The sequence below is a fragment of the Sphingobacteriaceae bacterium GW460-11-11-14-LB5 genome, from assembly GCA_002151545.1.
Taxonomy (GTDB): Bacteria; Bacteroidota; Bacteroidia; order Sphingobacteriales; family Sphingobacteriaceae; genus Pedobacter.
The window spans coordinates 2127675-2152244 of record CP021237.1 but is presented as its reverse complement, the minus strand read 5'-3'; the positions used below and the strand labels follow the sequence as shown (position 1 = coordinate 2152244).

Here is a 24570-nt window from a genome sequence, read left to right as displayed (position 1 = left end):
CTATAATTCCTCCACTTGAATCACTACCGGGCCTAACAATCCGGCTGGATTTAACGGCTTTCCTTCTAACCGGAAAGGTGCATTTGTATTGGTCATTCTTTTATTTTCAGGAATATGCTGATCGCCGATTAAACGGTTAGCCCAGGTATTGGTTACTTCGATAGTAATCTGGTTTTCTCCTTTCTTTAAGGCTTTACTAATTTCCAGACGATGTGGGGCAGTCCAAAGTGTACCGCAGTTTATACCATTTACCTTTACTTCTGCAATGCTGGAGAACTCACCTAAATCAATCCAGATTTTACCTTTAAGATCTCCATTAAAAGTGAAGTTCTTGGTGTACACAGCTGTTCCGGAATAATATTTAACCAGGCTATCGGTATTTAATGTCCAGTCGGATAAGTCGTTAAAAATGACAGGCTTTGATGGTCCGGCATATGCGGTATCGAATTTGACTTGCCATGATTTGGAAATATCCTGGATGGTTTTGAAAGTTGACCAGTTGTTGCCATTATTAAGTTTAGTTTTTGTGGTTTCTTTTTCAAAGAGAAAAAACAAACTTTGATTAGGCGCGATTTTATACGTAAAGCCTGTTCGTCCCCTTTCGCTCGACCAATTATTAACGTCAGTTAACTTATCGGCAACAGCATCATAAACTTGTGGTATTTTATTGGTTACACGGAATGAAAACCATAAATTTCTTTCTTTAGCCTCTTGATTTGAAATAAAATAGATATCCTTTTTATCAGTTTTCCTGTGAGTATAAGCAACTTTTTTTGCATAAGTAATTGGCTCACTGTTCGAATTAGCTTCCGTTACATAAAAATCTGGTTCAATTCCTAAAAGTTTAAAATTATCGGTATTAAAAGGAGCTTTAAACAGATTTCCTTTATCCATTATTTTCATTAAAACAGAATGATTATTATTATTTATCTCATGAAAATTATTCTTCCAAATTTCATCCACTGCCGAGCTAAATGCAGATTGACTAACATGTTGTAAACCATTTTGATACAAAGGCTTGTCTGCTACAATCACATTAGCGCCCGCTATAATTAATTCAAATATTTTTTTTACAGTTGCATAACTCATATACTGATCATTCGGGTTCATTTTCATTTTACCCGGGATGACCAAAACTTTGTAGGATGCCCCACTTTCGAAAACCACTTGACCGTCTTTTACTGTAGCCGTGCTTAACACATCTGGATTAAAACTATCGTATGCATAACCGCGCAGCGGATTTACCCAATTTTCAGGATCGGCCATGTTTGCTGAATGTGTTACGCCAGCTGGAATTTGTCTTAACGGTTCACCGACATTGGCGAGACGTTTCTTTTCTGCCTCTACTACATCGGATCCAAAGATGCCGGGTAGGGTTTCAACCAGTCGATCAGGCAATACTGAACGGCGTGGTAATTCTTCGCCCGTGAAAACAGCAATATCCACTACCGGTTTGCCTTGTTGCAGCAGGTTTTGTGTACGTTCTGCATAATCTACCCAGGCCTTCCCTGGTTTCCACCAGGTTTGATCGCGCTGAAAGTACAAACCAATGCCATTGAGGGTCATGCCTGGCTTTTTATCCATCCATGGATTATGAACGAAAACATGGTATACCATTTTATTGATGCCGAGTGCATAATTTCGGTCTTGTAAGGTTTTCATACTCGCCGGACTTTCGTTCCAATCCATTCTTAAAGTGGTAAAAGCCTCAGCCTGAACAATGTTTTTACCATAAATATGCGCACTTGAAATCGCGTCGAGCATATCATTTGGTTTGTCGTGTGTGGGACTGTTCAGCCAAAATTCGCCCATGGGCACATCCACCATTTTATAATGCATTAAACCATCGCTCATCATGGTCGGCGCCACACTTTCGGCCGTAAATGTTAAACCTTTCTTTTTGGCTAATTGCGCCAAGGTTTTATAAAACTGATCAACAACTAACTCGGAGATGGTTTTTCTTATATCATAAAGGAAGTTTTCAGATACAGCTGCACTTTCTACCGGTAATCCGGTCATAATGGGCAGGTAAGGTGTTAAATCGTAACCTCTGCGCTTTAAAAACTCGGCTTTAAATACAGGCGACCAATTTTGGCTACCGCACTCCCAGCTATCTACATGAAAAACACTTAAAACCTTTTGAGCGATTTCAGGTCCGCCATGTTTTAGTGCTTCGCCGTACCAGCTTTCGAATTGTAGTTTTACGGCCTCCGGATTAAATTTATCACACTCTAAACCGGTTCCACCACCGCCTGTGGCATTGGTATGCCCGGTTGAAGTATGGCCAATCCTTAAAATGGTCCAGTTGCCTTTTGGTGCTTTCCAGTTTAAACTTCCGTCAGGATTCAATTTACCTGTTAAATTGATCATTTTATTTAACGGAATGCATAAATTCTTTGCAATTTGAGCTTCGGTACTTCTTTCACTTACCCGCCATACCGAACCGTTTTTACCTTCAAACTGATTAATCTGTGCTTCTGAAGATAACTCCAAATTCACCAGTTTTAATGATGGCTTCCATTTGGCGGCATCTAAATCTTCTGATCCAGGTTCAGCGCCACTTTTATCGTAAATAAACCTGAAAAATTTAGCTGTTGCCGGCACAATAGCATGCGTTACACTTTCGTCGGTATCTTGCCAGCCATGGCGGGGGGGCGTTAATCTGCCTATTGAACGAAAAACCTGACCATCATTACTCACTTCGATGGCCAAACGATGTGCCTGATAATTATTGCCATTGATTTTAATGGTTATACTGCGACAGGTAAACGGTTGCTCAAACTCATATTGAATGTAACATGGTTCATTTGAACCAAAGTTTTTAGTGTTTTCGGGTTTAATTAAACCTGAGGCATCAACGCCATTGCTTGTTGTTATTTTGGGAATAACTGTCCTAGTTGAAATACCTGCATTTGTAGGAGACGGGTAAGCAAAAACAGCAATATCTTTATAATAATTCTCGTTATACTTTGGTTGAGTTAAATTGATTTTAGCTGCTGTATGCTTGATGTTTAGCTTAGACCAAACAAGTTTCTGCATAGAAAGTTCTGGTGTAATCCATGGCCCTCCTGCCAAGGCGAAACCATCACTTACGTGCATGCCTAATTTCAGGTTTAATCGTTTAGCTTCGCTCATCGCAAATTCGACCATTTGCCACCATTGCGGGGTAAGCTGAACCACTGGCTGTGGATATACATCAGGTTTATTGGTGCCATAAATAGGCATTAAATAGGCACCACCTATGCCCGAGCTTTTCATGGCTTCTAAATCAGCGGTAATTCCCGCCTTAGATACTCCGCCATGCATCCAATACCAAAATACCCAGGGTTTAGCATTTTCATTTGGTTGCGCAAAAACATTTACTGAAAAGTTAAGAATGATCAGTATAATGCATAAAACCTGGATATATCTAAAATTTATCATTATTTGTGCGCGATTTTATAACCTCTTAAACCGAAATAAAGAATAACTAAAAAACATACCAATGGAATGCTGTAGCCGATCTGGATATTATCACCATACATATCGATTAAACTTCCCATTCCAAATGGTAAAATTGCGCCACCAACAATCGACATGATTAACCATGACGAACCTGGCTTGGTATCGTCGCCAATACCATCTATTCCTAATGCAAAAATGGTTGGGAACATAATCGACATAAAAAATCCTATTGCACCCAATGCATAAACCACATAAGAGCCTTTGCCTAATATGGCTACCAAACACAATAAAATAGAGATTACCGCATAAATGGCGAGCAGTTTATGCGATGATACAAATTGAAGGATCGCAGTTCCAGCAAAACGACCAACAGTGAACAGTAAACCATAAATAGCCAAATATGAGGCTGCTGTTTTCTCGTCAAAGCCACCACCTTGTTGAGCCATTCTGATGAAAAAGCTAGTCACGCAAACCTGCGCACCAACATAGAAAAACTGAGCAACAACTGCCCATTTTAGGTGTTTATGGCGTAATGCACCAAAAAAACTGCCTTTAGCTTCACCATCTATACTTTTTGTTTTAATTTCCGGAAGGTGGATAAAGTAAAATATAGCAGCTATTACCAATAAAACAATCCCTAGGGTAATGTATGGCGTTTTAACTGATGCCGCTTCTTCTAAGAAATAACTGTTTCTACCTGCGTCTGTCATGGCTGCCAATTCTTCTTTGGTATGCGATTTACCTGATAGAATAAATAATCCGCCAATCATTGGTGCTACCATTGCAGCCAATCCGTTGAAAGATGCTGCGAGATTTAATCTGCTTGTCGCTTTTGCAGGATCGCCCAAAACAGCAGCATAAGGGTTTGCGGAAGTTTCGAGCATGGTTAAACCACAACCAATGATGAAAAGTGCAATCAAAAATGTGATATACGACAGATTATTGGCAGCTGGAACAAATAAAAATGCACCGAAAGCAAAGGCCAGTAAACCTGAAATCATGGTTGCTTTATATCCCCACTTTTTCAAAATCATTCCGGCAGGAATAGCCATTAAAAAATAAGCGAAGAAAACAGAGGTGTCGATCAAAGTCGATTGTCTGTTATTTAAATTACAGGCTTTTTTTAAATGTGGAATCAGGATCGAATCGAGGTTATGTGCCATTCCCCAAAGGAAAAACAAACTGATCACGAGTATAAATGGCAATAAATATTTTTTCCCTGATGACGAATCGCCCTCAGTTATCATTTCTGGCTGTGTGTTTAGTGGTTCGTTAGTCATTAGCTTGGTTCATTAGTTCATTTGTCATTGGTTCATTAGTTTTGTGAATAGGTCTAGTTTGTTGTTCAGTAATTCATTGGTCATTTGTTAATCGATTGGTCTTTGTAATTATAGCTACTAAAACTCTCGCTGTTAGTGCTCAGACCAATGAACTATTGACCAATGCGCTAATGAATTTTCTTCTTCACTACCAAAAGATGGTCGCATACCAATACCACTTCTCCGTGCTGGTTAATGATTTCTACGTGTTCGGTTACAGTGCCATATGCTGGTCTTTTACTATCCCCCTTTTCAGAGATTGTGATTTCAGAATGAATGGTATCGCCAATGAAAACAGGTTTAACAAAACGCAGTTTATCATATCCTTTACTCATAGCTTCCGGATTAATTTCAGATGCGGTTAAACCGATCCCAATGCTAAAAATCATTGTTCCGTGAGCGATTCTTTGTTTAAACGGTTGTGTGGCACACCATTCTGCATCCATATGGTGCGGAAAGAAATCACCGGTATGACCTGCATGAACGACGAAATCGGTTTCCGTTATGGTGCGGCCTAAGGTTACGCGTTTATCCTGTAATTGATAATCTTCAAAAAATGTTGATTTGAAATACATATTTTTTAACTTTTTATAAGCGATACAATCGCTTTTCTCCTGCATCCTCGTTACAAACGAGGACGATTTTGTGTTTTTTATCTATAATTCCGTCATTGCGAGTTTTCGATTTTTCATCGAAACGAAGCAATCTTTCTTGCAAAACAGATTGCTTTACCGATAAAAATCAGCACAGGTTGGCTCACTCAGTCCATACCTCCCAATGACGTTCTATTTATTTAATTGTTCCTTAACCTTTACTCCTCCAATATCACTCGATTGATAAGCACTTTCTACAACGGCCATGGTTTGGATGACATCTTCAACACTGGTGTGTAAAATAGCTGCCGATCCTTCATTATACCGCATCAAATTGGCCATTGTACCGATAAAAGCTTCTGGAAACCAGGAGCCTTCCAGCTTTACGGTTTGCCATGCTGCTTGTTTTCCGTCCTCTACAATGCAATATTCAAACACATCGGGGACACCATGCGGATAATCCATCAATAAGCCAATTTTAGCTACAATGGCGCCCTTTGTTCCCTCCCATTTAATATAACTTTCCTGGTGATTTGGACCGAAATCATGGTCGTGGTTGGTGTTGATTACCGCATGCATGGTATCGCCGTAATCGAATAAAATGGTAGAACGTGATGAGGATAAATTCTTTGCCGGATGTTTTAATGTCTTCGCCAGGATACTTTCCGGATTACCTAAAAACGAACGGATTAAATCTACATAATGAATGCTATGGTACTGGATTTCTAACCGCGGGTGAATAATCACATGGGGGAAAATTTCCCAGGGTGTTTTAACGGTTACACGAACTTCCATATCGTATAATTCGCCAATTAATCCTTTATCGATCAGGTATTTTGCTGCGCTTACAAACGGAGCAAAACGCAATTGAAAGTTTATAGCTGCTTTTAAGTTTTTCGCGCGGCATAATTCGAGAATTTCCTTTGCCTGAGTAAAATCATCACCCATTGGTTTTTGGATTAACACCGCACTTCCATCAGGCAACTGCTTTAATGTTTCGATGTACTGCTCAGGCATGATGGTTAAATCGTAAACGGCATTTGCAGGAGCCAGTTTTACCGCCTCTGCAACTGAATTATACACGTTTAGAATACCAAAGGTATCTGCTAATTTCTGTGCCCTTTCTTTAGTTCTGTTTACAATGCCATGCACTTCAAAACCTGCAATTTTATAGGCAGGAAGATGTGCATCGCCTACAATGCCCCCTGCACCAATAATGATGATAGGTTGCTTTGTTTCGGGTAGGTCTGGCTTATATTTGATCTCAATACTCATTTGTCAATTTCATTAATCTGATTCTGCGCAAGCTGGATCAATTCTTCAGTAGATTGATCTGTATTAATCGCCTGCAAAACCATCTGATCGATTATTGCCGCTATTGCAGCCCAGTTTGTTTTCTGAGGCAGCATATTGGCTACTTCATGTAAAGCTTCCAGTTTATGGTAGTATGGGATTATTTTATTAATTTCTTCATCTTTCCAGGTCGAAATCCGGCAACCAATTCCGCCCGCTAAAGTGAGTTGTTTATCCTGTTCTTTTGCTAAAGCAAAACGAAGAAAATCGTAGGCGATATCTTTGTTTTTACTGCCACTTGCAATGGTGTAAAGCCAGTAAACGTTTAATGAAGCAGATTCTTTGTCAGGAGCAGATGGTAAACGTTCTACATCGATTTTGCCTTTCACCTTTGAATTGTCATCCACTTCGCACATGGCTGCAAAACCAAACCAGTTGATCATCATTGCTGCTTCACCTTGTGAGAAGGCTATTCCGGCACCAACAGATTCAAATTCTGACGATTTCGGATGAACAGCGGTTTTATCATTAACCATGGCACGATAGAAATTAAGCCCATCAATGGCCGCTTGTGTATTGATCTGGATATGGCCGTGTTTATCAACCAATTTTCCGCCCCTGGTCCATAGCTGCAGGCAAAAATCGAAAACGGTATTGTGGCCGTCGGGGTAACATGCGAAGATACTTCCGTAAAGCTTATTCTGCGGGCGATTGAAAAATCTGGCAATCTGATGAAAATCTTCCCAGGTTTTGGGTACTTCCAGGGCTTTTCCGTATTGTGCTAAATAATTGGCTTTTTCAGTTTCATTTTCAAACAGATCCCTTCGGTAAATAAAACATTCAGGTCCGTCATGAAAAGGCAGTCCCACTATTTCCCAGCCAAAACGCTGTAAACTGAGCAGCGACTTGCTCCAGCCCCTCGGAAAATCATCTGGTTTATTTTTATTGATGTATGGATTTAAAACTTCAAAATCCTGATCAGTGTAGCCCTCCAAAACCCAATCGGTACTGATATGGGCGATATCAAAGTCGCCATTGGCCAAACCTTTTCTGGTAATGGTACTATCGTAAAGCTCGTGCAGATCCATCACCACCATTTCCAATTTCAGCTTACAACCCGAAAAAGCACAATATTGATCCCAGAATTTCTGCATGGCAGATTCGAAGGGCGCAAATTTACGAACGGCTATTCTGAAAGTATCTATCTGGTTATGCATTTGCAGTGGTATGCTGTGTTATAAATTCTTTGATAATTTGCTCATTATCCTGTCCCAATTTAGGCGAACCTTTTGATGAAGTGAGCAACTCGCCATCAATTCGGATCGGACATCTGGTGGTTTCATATTTGTAACCATCCACCATTTCCACTTCCTGTATCATGTTCAACACCTTAAAACCATCGTGCGCCATCAGTGCATTCCAGTTTAAAACATCAGCACACCAAATATCAGCCGGTTCCAGTATCGAAAGCCAGTTTTCGGTGGTGGCAGATAAAAGGTGTTCAGCTAAAATCGCTTTAATCTCATCCCGCTTATCAAATGCTTCAGTTACTTCAACATAATCTTCGAGTTTATCACAATCAAGTAAATGGCCCAGCTGTGGGATTGAACCCATTGCCAGGGCTAAATATCCGTTTTCTGTTTGATAAATACCATATGGCGCACCTAAATATGCATTTGCATTATTCTTTTTTGAACGTTCGGGTAAACATCCGCCATCATTCATAAAGGTAGTAATGGTTTCGAACTGAAAATCGTAGGCCGATTCCATCATGCTTACTTGTACAAATCCACCCTCATTTTTTATGGCTTTGCGGTATAAACAAGCTAATAGTCCTTGGGCTAAATGTGCGCCTGCCAGCATATCTACAATGGACAAACCCATGGCAACAGGACCACTATCAGCATTTCCGGTTAATGATGTTAAGCCGGTAACCGATTGTAAAAGCAAATCCTGACCTGGCTTATTTTTCCATTCGGTAGCGGTTCCGTAACCAGAAATTTCACCATAAATAATGTTAGGATTTATAGCGGTAACCGATTGATAGTCGAAACCCAAACGTTCCATTACACCTGGGCGGAAGTTGTGAATCATTACGTCTGCTTTTTTTAGCAGCTCGCGGACCATTTCGCAGTCTTCTTCACTTTTTAAATCAACTTCAAAGCTCTCTTTATTTCTATTGATGGCATGAAAAACCGACGATTCGCCATTCATAATCAGGTTCGAAGTGTAAAGCGTGCGGCAGATATCGCCAACACCCAAACGCTCAATTTTGATTACACGGGCACCCATGTCGGCCAGGCGCAAGCCTGCCGAAGGACCAGAAAGAAACTGGCTGAAATCAATAACTAAATAATCTTCAAGCGGTCTCATAATTTTATTTCTTTAAATCGTCACTTCAACAAGAATGTTCGTCATGCTGAATTTATTTCAGCATCTTTCCTGCTAGATATACCCTGAAATAAATTTACTGCATAGCTTTCGTAAACTCAGGTCAGGGTGACGTACACTCTAATTCAATTCAAACTCTTTATTAATATCAGAAGTATTTCCCCCCAATTTTGGCGCGGCTTTCGAAGCAAATAACTTCTCCCTATCCAAACGGATCGGGCTAACGGTTGTCTTGATGGTTTTGCCTCCATCTAAGTTTAATTCCTGCGCGATATCCAGTTTTTTGTAAGTACTCAAAGCGGTTGCCTTTTGATAATTTAATACTTCAGCACACCAGATTCCGTGATTTTCTAACAATTCGACCCAGGTTTTAGTATTTTCCTTTTTAAAAGTGGCAGCTAAACGCACAATCAACTGATCACGGTTTTCAAAGGCCGACCCTGCTTCTACATACAGATCAGTAATATCGCAATTAATGATTGCGCAGATATTTGGGAGATTGCCCATTGCCATGGCAATATAACCATCGGCAGTTTCGTACATGCCATAAGGTGCACTGAGGTAGGCGTGCGCACTTCCCTTTGCTCCGCTTCTATCGGGTAATTTCCCGCCATCGTTCAGGTAGGTTGTTAATACCTCAAATTGCACATCTAAAATTGATTCCAGTAAGCTTACTTCTACTAAAACACTTTTGTTGGTTTTGGCTCTTTTGATCAAAGCGGCCATTATTCCTTGCACCAGATGGTTTCCACACATGATATCAGAAACGGAAAGACCAAATGGAACAGGCCCATCTACATCAACTCCTGATAAAAAAGTAAGACCTGAGACGGATTGAACCAATAAGTCCTGACCCGGTTTGTTTTTCCATGGTCCTTCATTGCCATAACCGGTTACTACACCATAAACAATTTTGGGATTAATATTTTGAACCGTTTGGTAATCCAGACCAATTTTTTCCATTACACCCGGACGGAAATTGTGCGTCATGACGTCGGCCTTACTGATTAGTTTTTTTAATTTCTCTAAATCTTCAGGATTCTTTAAATCGGCAGCATAACTTTCTTTATTGCGGTTTATGGTGTGAAAAAGCAAACTATCTTCATCTACAAAGAGATTTTTAATAGATAGTTGTCTACAAGCATCGCCTGTTTTTGGTCGCTCAATTTTAATCACACGGGCACCCAAATCAGCCAGTTTTAATCCAGCCGATGGTCCCGCCAAAAATTGGCAAAACTCTAAAACCAAAAGTCCTTCTAACGGCCTGTTCATGATAATACTAAACTTTTAGATTTCTGATATAATGCGTTCAGGGCGGTTAACACCTGAATTTCATCTCCGCCATTCATTAAATAATCGCGAACAACGTCGCCTGCATGGTCTTGAAAATACATAGACCCGTGGTATCGCGGACGAAGAAATGCCCTTTGCAAAGCTGGTAATGTATTCAGGAAATAATTATGGCTCTGGCGGTTTACTTCTTCATTTCTCCAGGCTGCTAAATGTCCGGGCTGGCCACCGCTTTCAAAAAACAATGTAGATTGACAAGCTGGAGAACCTACAAATTCTACATATTTAGCAGCAACCTCGAGCGCTTCACATTTGGCAGAGATGGCTAAACCGGTTCCGCCCAGCGTGCTTCTCAGCCTGGTTTCCCCATCTAAACTAATCATATCGTGAAAATGCAGGGTTTTACGGGCGTAACCGTTACGCGAATAATTTGAATAACCATAAGCGAAAGGGCAATAAGCTATTTCATCACTTAAAGTCATGGCTTCATACACCTGAATGGGGTTTCTATTGAAGTTGGCTTTATCCATTTTTGCCGCCAGCTCGCGATACATTTTCAGTACTTTAACCCCTGTTTCTGCCGAAACCACTTCTTCATCGTTTTGGCAAGGATCTTCGCCGAATGAGCAGCAAAGTGTGTAAAAATTCATTAGTACATCAATCGGAATACCCGCAAAAGCGACTAAACCTCTATCAGCAAGTTCCAATAAATCGTCAAAAGATTCAGGCAGGTGCAATCCTCTTTCGGCAAGTAAATCTGGCCTTGAAGCGGCTACCGGTGTTGCGGCATCTATTGGCAAAGCCCATAAATGGTCATCATAAAAATAACTCTCGTAGGATTGGCCAACAGCATTTTCTTCCTGGTCTTTTAAATATTCATCAGAAAGGTAAACATCCAAAGGCACAATAGATTTTGTTTTAGCGGCAAAACCTGCCCATGGATGGTCGATAACCAACAAGTCGAACCGTTCTGCCAATTCCTGAATGGAAAAATCGGCAAATTGCTGCAAACTTCTTTTCTCCCAGGTAATGTGAACATTAGGATGCAATTCAGCAAAGCGCTGTGCGGTTGCCACCATCGGCAAAAGCCCACGACTGTGATTCCAGGTTATTCCTTTTAAGTTAATCGTCTTCTCCACTATATTTTCTCTTTATTTTTTGTCATTCTGAACGCAGTGAAGAATCCCTAACTGTTTTCCTCAACCCACGCATCAGCTACTGTCTTAGCAGAGCCTGTTTCTTATCTCTTGCAGATTCTTCGTTCCTCAGAATGACAAAACCTTTATTATTTTTTTTATTTACCCGTTTTAATAATGATCGATGAAGACGCCAAACCAGCTGATGATGCGGTTAGTTTGATTTCACCGCTTTTTTCAGTCGATTGCAATATGGCTAAACATAAACCATGAAATGCTTTGCGGTAATTGGCCTTGAAAGGCTCAATACTTGCCTGAAATCCATTATCAACACCAGCAATAAAACCAACACCATCTACTTTAAAATCGACCAGATTATTAGCGTTTGGCACTACATTCCCTGCCGCATCTAAAATGCGGACCGTGATAAAAGATAAATCCTTGCCATCGGCTTTAATATTTTTTCTATCAGCGATTAATTCAATTTTCGCCGGATCTCCTGCGGTTTTCATCTCTCGCACTAAAACTTCTTTCCCATTTTTACGGGATACTGCTTTTAAAGTTCCGGGCTCAAAAGGCACCTTCCAAAGCACATGTAAGTCATCACCTTGTTTTGATCTTTTACCTAAGGATTTTCCGTTCAGATAAAGTTCTACTTCATCGGCATTGTTGTAATAAGCCCATACTTCAACCGACTTACCCTGCTTCCAGTTCCAATGCGGCAGGATGTGCAATACGGGTTTGTTGGTCCACTCGCTTTGATACATGTAATATGAATCTTTCGGGAATCCTGCCAAATCAACTATTCCAAAATAGGAGCTTCTGGCTGGCCATGGATAAGGTAAAGGTTCGCCCAGATAATCGAAACCCGTCCAAACGAATAAGCCAGATACATGATCGTATTTTTTAGCGGCTGCCCAGGTTTCTTCATGTGTGGAGCCCCAATAAGCTGAAACATTATCGTAAGCAGATGCTGACCATTCGCTGTTACCTTCAGTAAACTTGGTTTTTCCGTCTTTTGGCCAACGGCGGATGGTATCGGCTGTATCGTAAAAACCTCTGGTTTCTAAAGCTGAAGTAGTTTCTGTTGCCAGGAATTTAACACCTGGATAATTTTCAGGAAAATCTTTATATAATTTATGGTTGTAGTTAAGGCCATAAATATCCAGTGCATTGGCTTGATAGATAAAATTCTTTTCAGCTTTTGTTTCTGTCAACGCCGAAATGACGGGTCGTGTTTTATCGAGATTTTTAACAATCCCCACCAATTCTTTTGTAATCGCCACACCTGTACTATCGAACTGTTCACGGATTTCATTTCCAATACTCCACAGTATAATGGATGGGTGGTTACGATCTCGTTTAATCATTTCCTCTAAATCGCTTTTGTGCCATTCTGGGAAATTCAGGTGGTAATCGTTTTTATTTTTCTTTTTCACCCACATATCAAAAGCCTCATCCATTACGAGGAACCCCATTTTATCGCATAGATCTAAAAACTCAGGTGCCGGAGGGTTATGAGCGGTACGGATGGCATTTACCCCCATTGCTTTCATGATTTCCAGCTGGCGTTCCATGGCACGTACATTTACTGCTGCGCCTAAAGCACCCAAATCGTGGTGCAGGCAAACGCCCAAAATTTTCATCGGTTTCCCATTTAAAGAAAAGCCTTTTTGTGCATCGAAATTAAAATCGCGAATCCCAAATGCCGTAGTATAACTGTCGATAATTTTTCCATCCGCCTGCATAATCTCTGTAAGCAGTTTGTACATCACGGGTTGCTCAACCGACCACAACTTTGGATTTGCAATACTCAAACCATTGGTAACTAACTTCAATGCATTTTGATCAACCGCCATCGGCCATTGCTTTTGCTGAAGTTTTGTTCCCTTATCATCGAAAATGGTGGTCAGGATTTTATAAGTACCTTTTGTGTTGAATTTATTTTCGAGTTCGATATCAACAGCAATTGATGCCATACTTTCACCAGGAGATAAAATCCGGTTTTCAACGCTCTGACCTTTATCGCCGCTAATTATAGTAGTTTTCACAAAAACACCATTACGTTTTACCGAAACGGCAGCCGCTGAGGTTAACCATACATTTCTATAAATCCCCGAGCCAGAATACCAACGTGAATCGGGCTGTGCTGAATTATCAACCTTAACTGCAATACTGTTTTTTCCAGGCTTTAAAAATTTGCTGATCTCATAAGAAAAGGAGCTGTAGCCATAAGGCCTTTTGCCCAGGTAATGGCCATTGATCCAAACCTCACTGTTTTTATATACGCCATCAAATTCGATGTTGATTATTCTATTCTTAAAATTAGCTGGTGCTATAAATTCCTTCCTGTACCAGCCTATGCCGGTAGGTAAACCTCCACCCTCTGGTTTGGCCGGATTTTTCTCATCAAATTTACCTTCAATGCTCCAATCGTGTGGTAAGGTGAGTTTTCTCCATTTAATATCATTATAGGCTGGAGATTTCGCATTTGGTTCATCACCTAAAAAGAATTTCCAATCTTTATTGAAGCTAATTCTGGTGCGTGAAGTAGAAACGGTCGTCATTTCGACCGTAGTGGAGAAATCTATATTCAAACGATTCTTATAGATTTCTCCATTCCACTGCGCTACAGTCGAAATGACGGAATTTAAAGCCGCGCATTGAAATCCTGCAAAACCAGCTAAAATCGTCAGCACAAAAATCTGATATGTAAATTGAGTTATCTTCATTCTAATTCTTCTTTTCGCTTACAAAATTTAATGTGCTCTTACCTAAATCTTTTGAAGTGGCTACCGCAATTCCGCGTTGGTCTTGTTTATTTACCGCGCAGTAAAAATGATACACCGTGCCTTTATACTTCAAAACGAAAGATTTATGTGCATATAATTCATCATATTTTTCTGATGATTCAATCAGGTTTTCGCCTGTCCAGTCAGTCCAGTTGACCAGGTCATTCGAAGCTACAAAGCGATTAAATGAACCCTTTCTATCTTGCCAGAAGGCGCCGAAGTAAAACATTACCCAGGTTCCGTTAACCTTTTGGATGACAGCATCGCCGGTAATGCCAACAGGATGATGAACGACCGGGTTTTTATTGAACCGTTGCCAGTGAACCATATCATCAGAAACGGCCATACCAATCCGTTCATACCAGCGTGTTTTTTTATTGTTCAATAGTGAATCGCCAACAGCATTATAGTACATCACAAATGCATGTCCGGTAAGTTTTTGTTTATCTTCAATTACGGTGCTTTTAAAAAGTTTGTTGCGGTTTTCCCACCAGCGTACATCTGCATCGCCTGATGTTAAAACGGGTTTATCCAGGCGGCTCCACTCCTGAACTATTGATGGATCTTTGCTTGTATAAGCCATGCCGATTGACAAGGGCTCTACTTCATAACCTTTTTCTTTACCACCGAAATACGACATCCAGTATTTACCATCAAATGGCTTTACACCGTAATTTCCACCCCATCTGGTATCCAGCAATGCATTATAACCTGCTTTTTGGTTATCGTCCCAATGACCTGCATCACCAAACGACATCAGCTTACCTTGATTCTCCCAATGCAATAAATCTTTACTCTTCGCCAGCCAGGTTTCGTAACCGCGACCGCTAAAAATCAGATAAGTCATGTACCAATACTTACCCTTTCTAAATATAGTCGGGCAATCCATTTTATGGTCTTTATCTGCTGGCACCATTACCAGGCCATATTTATAAGGAGTTTTCACTTCCTGGTAAATCTTTTCCATGGTTTCTGCTGAAACAGGATTAGTGCTTTGGGCATTCAATTTAAATGCACTAACAAAAAGAAACAATGCGAGGATTACCTTTTTCATTTGTACGTTAAATTAAATTTATAATAACCTGACCCGATAGCCAATTTGGTTTTTCCATTTTCTGTTCCTGCATCTGCAAACGATGAATTATATGCTTCCGAGATATCATATTTCGGTAAAACAGGGAAATAAACTGTCGCTTTTGTATTTACAGGAATATTGATTTCTAAAGTAAAACTTTTGTCGGTTTTGATCCACTTTGTAGAAATTTTGCCATACGGAGCATCGTAACTTACATCAGCAGAAGTTAAATCGCCAATCACTTCAGGTTCGATTTTAATGTGCTTAAAGGCAACGGCATTTTCTTCCTGTCGAATACCACCAATGCCGCTGTAAAGCCATTCCATTAAGTGCCCCAGCATAAAATGATTGTTGGATACCGTTGGCAAGGCGGCCCACGATTCGGTTAAGGCTGTTGCACCTTTGGCTAGCTGCATCCCATAACCAGGTACGTCAGAACGGCTGTTCATATCAAAAATCACATCCGATTTTCCGGCGTCTTCTAAAACACGCAGAACGTAACGATAGCCAATATCACCAGCGGTTAAACTGTTTTTACGATCTCTGATATCTTTAACCAGGTTATCGATTACCGCATTTTTATCTTTTTCTTCCACCAGGCCCATATATACGGCCATTGCATTCGCTGCTTGTGAACCCGTTGCATATTGCTTTGTTTTGGCATCGAAAAATTTACTATTGAAAGCACTTCTGACTTCAGCAGCAAGTTTTGCATAGGCCATTGCATCTGCTTTTTTACCTAAAAGCGCGGCCATTTTTTCGAGGATATTTAAATCGTAGTAATAAATTGCCGTTGCGGTAACGCCCATCGGGGTTAATTGAGAAACACCTGGCGGTTTCGGGCCTAAATCGTACCAATCGCCTAAACCCTGCGACAGGATGTGACCATTAGCCTTAGTGCCAAGATAATTTATGTACCGCTGCATCATCGGGTAATAATCAATCATTGCCTGCTTATCGCCATACCATTGATATAAATACCAAGGCATCAAAATCCCACTACTTCCCCATTCTGGCGAATCGCGGAACATATCGCCGCCCCATTCGAATTTTACATATTCTGGTGAAATTTCAGGGATCAAACCATTGGCCAATTGTGAGTTTTTCATATCCTGCAAAGCTTTTTTAAACAAGGGCGCAGCCTTGTAATTGTACCGTACAGAACTTCCCATTAAGTGTAATTCTTCCAGCCAACCCAATTTTTCGCGGTGCGGACAATCGGTAAAAACACTTACCATATTGCTTTTAATGGCCCAATCGATCAGATTGAAGGTTTTATTAAACAATTCATTTGAAGAAGTGAATTTCCCCACTTGCGCTGCTGCATTCCTAATGTGTAAGGCTTTTAAATCTTCGATTACGGCTTTACCCGATGCATTTTCTTTACCCACTGGAACGCCACCTTTAACCTGCAAATAACGAAATCCGGTATAAAAGAATTTCGGTCGCCAGATTTCTAAACCCGCTCCTTTTAATATGTAAGTAAAATAAGATGGACCTCCGATATTTTTTTGCGTTACCGTACCATCTGTTTTTAATAACTCAGCTGGGCTAATGCGAATGGTATCGCCTTTTTTACCGCGGACTTTTAATTCGATAATCGCCGATGAATTTTGCCCCATATCGTAAACCCACTCGTTATTGGCTACCGAAGTAACATTTTGCGCAGTAAAATTTTCAAAAACCTTGATGGGTTCTTCTTTCTGTGCATTTAGTTTCGGTCCATCAACCCATAAGGCAGATTTCCATTTTGTATCGTCAAAACCAGCTAAATTCCAGCCTTTTTGCTCGAGATTGGCATTATAATCTTCACCACCATAAATACTCGAAAAAGTAATTGGTGATGGTGCAGTTTTCCAGTCCTGGTTACTGATGATATTGGCTGAAGTACCATCGTTGTATTCGATCAGTAACCTGCAGATCATTTTCGGATAACCATAAGCTACTTTTAATTTTCTATAGCGTTCTTTAACCGGCGGAATATAATAGAAACCGTTACCCAGCATCACACCAATGGCATTTTCACCTTTTTTAAGTTGTCTGGTTAAATCATAGGTAAGGTATAAAGCCTCTTTATCGTATTTTGTCCAGCCGGGCGCCAGAAAATCGTCTCCAACCTTCGATCCGTTTAAACTCATTTCAAAATGGCCTAAACCAGAAATAAAAGCCGTGGCTTTCTTAACAGTCTTCGTTACCTTAAAACCCTTGCGGAACATCGGTAAGACGTTATTCTCATTGTATTTGTCTTTTTTATCATCCGTTGGCAAGCTGTTTACATTCGAATCGGCCAGCTTTTCATAAGCAATCCATTTTGCCCCTTTCCAGTCATCGGAATAAAGTAATCCCATTTGCCAAAATGCTGAGGTGCTCCAGGCAGACGGCTTTCCTGAATTATCCCACACACGGACTTTCCAATAATAAGTTTTGGTTGATAACAGCTTAATTCCCTTATAAGCTACCTGAATGGATTGACTTGAAATCACCTTTTTACTATCCCAAACCTCGCCAATGTTTTTATCTAAATTGCTTTGACTGCCCGAAACCAAAATCTGATAGGCTACCTGCATCACATTGTGTTTTGATGACTGCAGTTTCCAGCTTAAACCTGGTGATAACACATCAATTCCAATCGGATTATTCCGGTATTCGCAATCCAATTGAGCAACCTTAATATCCTGCGCAAAAAGCGGAATACTTAACAGATAAAGCCAAGAAAAGATTACGAGTTTACTCATCAATTGTTGTACACCATTTCGGTGTTTGCTTAGGTTTATAAATGGTTATCAGCGATATAATTTCTTCAGAAATAAATTCTCAATTCTTTTGAATTAAGCCTTTTAAATTCCTTAACTTTAAATTGCTATCTCTAATTCAAATATAAATGTTTTTTTTAAATATGAAAACATATATTCGTATTTAAATTATACAAAATCTTCTCTTGTATAAATAAGAAAGCATTTTGTATGTTTGAAATTGTAAAAAATACGCTACAGCCAAATTTAAACCCGTATGAACGAAAAAGAATCGAAGTACCAGGCCCCTGCATTGGATAAAGGACTAGATATATTGGAGTATTTATCAGCGCAATCGATCCCATTGTCTCAGACTGAAATTGCCATAGGTATTGAGAAAACCCCAAACGAAATTTACAGGATGTTGATGAGTTTGGAAAGTCGCGGTTATATTTTACGCGATGAGGTTTCGGGTAAATACAGGCTGTCGCTAAAGCTTTTTTACCTTTCACACCGGCACTCACCTATTGATGAGTTACGTAAGGCTGCGCAGTTTCCACTGGAAGAGTTGGCCAATAGCATCCGCCAGTCGTGCCATTTGAGTATTTTATACATGAATCAGGTAATGGTGATTATCCATGCCAAAAGTCCAGGACCAATTGCGCTTTCTATCGAAGAAGGAAACTTATTTCCTTTGCCATTAACCGCATCAGGTAAGGTTTTACTGGCTTATATGCCCGAGGCCGAGCGTAACACTACCTTAAAAAATAATGCCATTTTTAAGAAATATGCCAAACCTCAACAGGAAGATTTCTTAAGTTCTTTAACCGATATCCAGCAAACGGGCTCTTATTTTAAAAATAGTGATTCGGTTTCTGGTGTAACTGATATTTCAGTGCCCATTGGTATCGAAGGCAATAATGGTATTATTGCCTGTTTAACCATTTCGATGTTAAATGCGCTAAATGTAGATCAGACGATTGCAAATGATGTCATCCTCGCCGAAGCTTACAAGTGTGTTAAAAAGATAGAGCAAAGGATTGGGGTTTAACCCCCAACCCCCTAGAGTGGGCTTTGACTTTCTAATAGTTAATATAACTGCCAACTGCAATTGCCAACTGATTTGGGCATTCCCCAATCCCGTGAAATACGGGAAAGGGTCAGGCTTTGCAGGGCTCCGCTTCGCTGCGGTACCGATAAAGATCGGTACTGAACCCTTACAATCCTTAACGCGAACCTACTGCATAAATAGCTTTACGATGATTGTATCGTTTTGAAAATATGAGCTGCGCAACGCTCGTTTGAAACGAGCGTTAGCGGAAATGATGAGACTACCCCGAATACTTAACACTATAATCTTTTCCCTTTTCTATCGTAACTTCGTATAAGCCTTTCGACAACTCTCTAACTTCTGCATCTTTTACAACTGGTTTGCTTTTACTTTTGATTCTCAGTTTTCCTGTACCTGTTGCAGAACTCACCCTGATTTCTTTCTTATTACAGTACACTGAAATATCACCATTTGCTGTGGGTACTTTACCTTCCATCCACTCCAAACCACCTAAATTGGGTTCGATCGTGTAGTTTTCGTAACCCGGACTGGTAGGTTGTACCCCTAAATAATATTTTCCAAGCAAATAAATCGGACTGGCACCCCAGGCATGGCAAAGGCTTTTTCCAAAGGGTCTGCCGTACATCGCTAAATGTTCTGCTCCCTTTTTATCAGGGTTGTATTCTTCCCAAAAAGAAGTTGCACCTAATTTTAACATGCCACCCCAATAATTTTTCATTTCTTTTAACACGTAAGGTTGCTCACCCATGGCACATAATGCTTCCAGCTCGTAAAAACGCATATAAGGCGTGGTGATTTTAGCGATCTGATCGTTAAGCAATACATTCTTTTTAACAGCCAGTTTTTGTTCAGGCGTAAAATAATCGAAGAAAATGCCGAACATATTGGCATATCGGGTTACATTTTCTGTTTGTTTATCGTCAACGCGGCTATGCACCAAAGCGCTTTTGTTCTGGTTCCAGTAAAGCTCGAAAATCTTGTTTTTCAGTTCTTTTGCCTGCTTATCGTATTTTGCAATACCTTCGGTATCATTGGCCAGTTTGGCACATAAAGCCATCGTTTCCAAACTTCGTGCGTATAAAAGCTGTTCGAAACTCACTTCGCCATCTTTGCTCAGTTTATCTGCCCAATCGATAAAAATCCAGTCACCCGGCATCCATTCTAATAAGCCGTTTTTATTCTTTCTACCATCGATGTAAGTCATTAATGATTGCATTCTTGGATAAATATCCTGCACAAATTTTTGGTCGCCTGTAAATTTGTAATAATCGTAAATTCCTAAAAACCAATAGAAAGAATAATCCATAATGGTATTGATGTGTGCCGTTACCGGATCTTTGCCACGCTGAGCCAGTAAAGTGCGTTTTACAGTTGGCGCATCAAAAAAGGAATAATAGTTCATTAAATAACTTTGATAGGCATCGCCACTCCACACCCACCGATCGCGTTTTATTCCATCGATAAAAAACTCACGGGTATTTAAGTGAAAAGTATATTTGGCTACATCGTAGATTTTGTTGAGTTCGTTATCCGAAGATTTAAAACTTCCACGCACTGTTACCGGTGCGTATTCATATAACATGGAGATAGAATCTGCCGAAACACCATTTTCAGGTTGAAAATTCACATATCTGAATGCTTTAGAAAGTGGCATAATGGAATCTTTTTTCCGGACTAAATCAATATCCAGATAATCTAAGGTTTCGCATTTATCGGCCGATAAAGCTTCTTCTTTTGATTCACCATAATATAAACTTAATCTCCCCTTTCCTTTTAAGCCATGAACTTTGATAAAACCGAAAGTTTCCTTTCCAAAATCAGCAACATAACCATTATTTATTTTTTCTTTTTTAACCGCTAAATGCGCTACCGTTGGCAATTTAAAAGCTGATGGCAATTTGCTTGGGTCGCTTAAATTCCATGAACCCGCCGAAACAAAGGTCGTTCCCGACTTATCGGAGGTTTTTCCGCTGGCGTCAATCCATTCTTTATCTTCAAAAGTCGTTAGCCAGGTTTCATCCGAAACGACCGTTTTGCCTTGAACAAAAATGGCCGGAACATTAGCCTGGTTGTAAACTTTTAAGCTCAGTTTATGCTTTCCGGCAGGGATTTGTATGCTTTTTGGAAAGCCAGCAATGGCCTGACCATCGATTTTAACATTGTAAGTTCCTTCTACAAATAGCTTTACATTTTCTGCTTCTGTAAGATTAAATTCTTTATGAAAATCGACCAAAACATAATGGCTATCCATTTTCCAGAACACCGGAAAGAAAGAGCCTCTTTCGGTTCTGCGGTTTTGCATTACGTTGCTCATGTAGATATCGAAATCACCAGGATACCAGATCCAGGAGGCTTTTTGAGCAAAAGCTGGTGCTATCAAACAAGTGAAAATTACCAGTAGAATTATTTTTTTTAAGTTTTTCATATTGTTTAGTTCTTCAATTAACGTCATTTCGACCGTAGTGGAGAAATCTATTAGTAATTATAATTTCATAGATTTCTCCGTTCCACGATGCTTCAGTCGAAATGACGAATTTCTATTTTTAATGCCCATTAAAGAAAATATAAAGTGCGATCATTACGACGGCTAGTGCAATCCACGAAATCCATACTGTTCTATCGGGTTTTTCGATATTGGCCTGATGCTCCTCATTAACCGTATAAATGCTTGGCGATCTGTCCAATAAAGAAATCAAAATCGCGATGATCAGCAGTCCGGCAAAAATGAAAAACGAGAGCATCAGGTAGTGCGGCCAAAAGGTATATTGATCTGAAGGTAAAATCCAGAGGTATGTTACCCCAACGCCTAAACTGAGTATGGAACCGATTGATAGTGTAAAATTGACCGCTTTTCTAGTGGTTCTTTTCCAGAAAACGGTTAGTAAGAATACAACAGATAGCGGTGGCGCTATAAAGCCCAAAACTGATTGAAAAACGTCGAACAGGTTTAACCCTTTAATACTATCGATGGCCAAAACCACTATCACGGCAAAGATACAACCTGCCACAACTGCCCAGCGGCCAATGCGGATAATCTGCTTGTTACTGGCCTGTGGGTTGATTTTTTTGACATAAATATCCATGGTAAAAACGGTGCTGAGGGAGTTTAAAGAAGATCCGATGGTGCCCACCAAAACAGCAATCAATACCACAATGACCAAACCATTCATACCCGGAGGAAATAAATTGGTTACCATAGTCATGTAAGCTTCGTTCGGATCCTTTAAACCAGGAAAAAGCACATAACAAAGTATCCCGGTACCAATAAACAGCGGTAGGGAAAGGATTTTTAGCCAGCCAATAAAACTCACGCCCAATTGTCCCTGTTTTAAATCCTTAGCGCCTAAAACGGATTGCACCATCGACTGGTCGGTACAGAAAAAGGCTACAGCTGCAACAGGATAACCCAATAATATGGCATACCACGGGTATTTCGGGTCGCTGGCGGGTTGTACCAGATTCCAGAAATGATGTGGCGTTTTTTCATATAAAGCAGAAATTCCTCCAACTTTATTTAAGCCTAAAAGCATTAATGAAAGCGAAACGGCAATGAGTAAAATCATCTGAAAAACATTCACTTTGGCAATGGCTTTTAATCCGCCGAAAAAGGTGAACAGTCCGGCAAAGGCCACCAACACCGTAACCGATTGCCACATCGGGATACCTAAAATCTGGCGAACCAAAAAGCCCCCTGCAAATAAGCCCAGCGATAACCATGAAATTAAAATCTTAACTAATGCATACCAGGCCAGGATATTTTGGGTCGAATCGCCATAACGGTTACCCATAAACTCAGGCATGGTACTTACTTTGGCAGCAAGGTATTTTGGCGCAAAAACAATGGCGAGTAAGAATAAAAATATAAAAGCATACCAATCGAAGTTGACCGCCACTATCCCGGTGCTATAACCAATGCTTGCAAAGGCCAGCAACATGGACGGGCCTACATTTGTTCCCCACATATTGAAGCCGATGCTGCTCCAGTTTAAAGATTTATTGGCCAGAAATAAGGTTTCATCATCGTTTTTCTTTTTGGAAAAACTGGCCCGATACCCAATGATCATCAGCACAATGAGGTACGCGATTACAATGAAATAATCTAAACTGGTTAAACGTTCTACAATGTTTCCCATTTGGTTTGTTTGGTTAGTGTTGTGCTATTTCTTTTATTAATTACAGATGGACACGGATAAACACAGAGTGATTTAATATTTGTGTTCATCCTCCTTTTCTATGGTTAATGTTATTATTCTTCGCCATGGTACGTGTCTCCACGTACCAAATTATAATGGTTCGTGGAGACACGAACCATGGCCGTTTCAGGTTCCTTCGCAAACCATTACAATCCTATCGATTCCCGCGTAATATGATTTGCTTTTAAAATTTCATCAACCTTCACGGGCAAACCTGTTTCTAAAGATTGATCCATCGCTTGTAACAATGCCACGGTACCAATCCCCTCTTTTAAATCAGGATAAGCGGTAAAATTATTGTTGATGCTATCTGCAAAATAATCCAGGTAGTTCTGGTATTCTCCGGCATGGTGGCTTTGTCCTTCGAAGCGGAAATAATGTTTTAAGGTCGAATCGCCCCAGGTAATAATCTTTTCTTCCCCGGTATTTGTGGTGACCGAATAACGCAGTTCGTGGTAATCGGCCTGACTGGCGCCTTCGGTTCCGCGGAGAATACAGCTCATGCCACTATCGCGGTTTGCAGGCTGTGTTGGCCCTGTATAAGCGCCACTCACCCTGGCAATCCGGCCATCTTTTGCCTTGAAAATAAAGTGCATCGTATCCTGGTTTTTCAGTCCGGCTTTTAAACCGTTACTGCTCAACATGCCATAACCCATTACTTCTTCAATATCAGGCATATACCACCTGATGAAATCTACCGGATGACTTAAACCACCATACAGCCATTTAAACGATTGTTTTAACGACCAGCCTTTTTCTAAAAACCAGCGGTGATCGGCATGATAATGGCTTTCAATGGTGATTAATTCTCCAATCAATCCTTCATCAAAATCTTTCCTTTGACGTTTTGCTGGCTCGAAAAAACGTGAACTTTGCCCTACAAAAATCTTTTTTCTCGATTTTTTGGCTAATTCTAACAATTCATTGGCCTGGGCGAGGTCATCAATAAATGGTTTGGTGCAAACCACATGTTTTCCGTGTTCGAGTGCGAGTTTAATGTGTTCGAAATGCAGATGATCTGGCGTATAAATTGCAATCATATCGATTTTATCGCTGGTTAACATATCCTCGTAACGGGTTGTCCAGTTCTTAAAATCGAACTCCAAAGCGCGTTCTTCGCAAAGTTTTTTATTGGCATCGCAAATCTGGATGAGCTTAAACTTTCTACTTGACAACGATGCAGAAATTGTACTTCTGCCCTCTCCTAAACCTAAAATCCCTAATCTTAACATGATATTAT

The 24570-nt window shown here is 40.2% G+C and carries 15 protein-coding genes; 1 reads left to right on the top strand and 14 read right to left on the bottom strand.

Going from position 1 to position 24570, the window contains the following annotated elements; genetic code table 11:
- From CA265_08580 to CA265_08530, 11 genes are all read right to left on the bottom strand, one after another.
- On the bottom strand, positions 1-3423 hold the full coding sequence (locus CA265_08580) for a DNA-binding protein (GenBank protein ARS39698.1): 3423 nt from the start codon (positions 3421-3423) through the stop codon (positions 1-3).
- A complete protein-coding gene (locus CA265_08575; GenBank protein ARS39697.1) occupies positions 3423-4724 on the bottom strand; it encodes an L-fucose:H+ symporter permease in 1302 nt (433 codons plus the stop codon). The genes CA265_08580 and CA265_08575 overlap by 1 nt, the downstream gene beginning before the upstream one ends.
- A gap of 167 nt (positions 4725-4891) precedes the next feature.
- Complete coding sequence (locus tag CA265_08570) at positions 4892-5338, bottom strand: dehydratase (protein ARS42936.1); 447 nt, start codon at positions 5336-5338, stop codon at positions 4892-4894.
- Positions 5339-5548: 210 nt separating this feature from the next.
- Entirely contained in the window at positions 5549-6631 is a 1083-nt protein-coding gene (locus CA265_08565) for an oxidoreductase (GenBank protein ARS39696.1), read from the bottom strand.
- Entirely contained in the window at positions 6628-7866 is a 1239-nt protein-coding gene (locus tag CA265_08560; protein ID ARS39695.1) for an ABC transporter substrate-binding protein, read from the bottom strand. The genes CA265_08565 and CA265_08560 overlap by 4 nt, the downstream gene beginning before the upstream one ends.
- The gene (locus CA265_08555; protein ID ARS39694.1) at positions 7859-9022 is read right to left on the bottom strand and encodes a CoA transferase; all 1164 of its coding nucleotides are present in this window, start codon (positions 9020-9022) and stop codon (positions 7859-7861) included. The genes CA265_08560 and CA265_08555 overlap by 8 nt, the downstream gene beginning before the upstream one ends.
- Before the next feature lie 138 nt (positions 9023-9160).
- The gene (locus CA265_08550; GenBank protein ARS39693.1) at positions 9161-10312 is read right to left on the bottom strand and encodes a carnitine dehydratase; all 1152 of its coding nucleotides are present in this window, start codon (positions 10310-10312) and stop codon (positions 9161-9163) included.
- On the bottom strand, positions 10309-11469 hold the full coding sequence (locus CA265_08545; GenBank protein ARS39692.1) for an ABC transporter substrate-binding protein: 1161 nt from the start codon (positions 11467-11469) through the stop codon (positions 10309-10311). Before CA265_08545 ends, CA265_08550 begins: the two co-directional genes overlap by 4 nt.
- 155 nt (positions 11470-11624) lie before the next feature.
- Complete coding sequence (locus tag CA265_08540) at positions 11625-14033, bottom strand: glycoside hydrolase family 2 (GenBank protein ARS42935.1); 2409 nt, start codon at positions 14031-14033, stop codon at positions 11625-11627.
- A 166-nt stretch (positions 14034-14199) separates the two neighbouring features.
- On the bottom strand, positions 14200-15312 hold the full coding sequence (locus CA265_08535; GenBank protein ARS39691.1) for a glycosylase: 1113 nt from the start codon (positions 15310-15312) through the stop codon (positions 14200-14202).
- A complete protein-coding gene (locus CA265_08530) occupies positions 15309-18068 on the bottom strand; it encodes an alpha-L-rhamnosidase (protein ARS39690.1) in 2760 nt (919 codons plus the stop codon). Before CA265_08530 ends, CA265_08535 begins: the two co-directional genes overlap by 4 nt.
- Positions 18069-18342: 274 nt before the next feature.
- On the opposite strand from CA265_08530, the gene CA265_08525 reads away from it, so the two are divergent.
- Positions 18343-19116: an IclR family transcriptional regulator gene (locus CA265_08525; GenBank protein ID ARS39689.1), complete on the top strand. Its 774-nt coding sequence runs from the start codon at positions 18343-18345 to the stop codon at positions 19114-19116.
- 280 nt (positions 19117-19396) lie between these two features.
- Here CA265_08525 and CA265_08520 read toward each other — a convergent pair whose 3' ends face one another.
- The 3 genes from CA265_08520 to CA265_08510 all read right to left on the bottom strand — a co-directional run bounded on the left by CA265_08520 (position 19397) and on the right by CA265_08510 (position 24562).
- On the bottom strand, positions 19397-21562 hold the full coding sequence (locus tag CA265_08520) for an alpha-rhamnosidase (protein ARS42934.1): 2166 nt from the start codon (positions 21560-21562) through the stop codon (positions 19397-19399).
- Positions 21563-21680: 118 nt separating this feature from the next.
- On the bottom strand, positions 21681-23270 hold the full coding sequence (locus CA265_08515; protein ARS39688.1) for a Na+/glucose cotransporter: 1590 nt from the start codon (positions 23268-23270) through the stop codon (positions 21681-21683).
- 206 nt (positions 23271-23476) lie between these two features.
- Positions 23477-24562 (bottom strand): oxidoreductase, encoded by a 1086-nt coding sequence (locus CA265_08510; protein ARS39687.1) that lies wholly within the window; start codon positions 24560-24562, stop codon positions 23477-23479.
- Positions 24563-24570 lie beyond the last annotated feature (8 nt).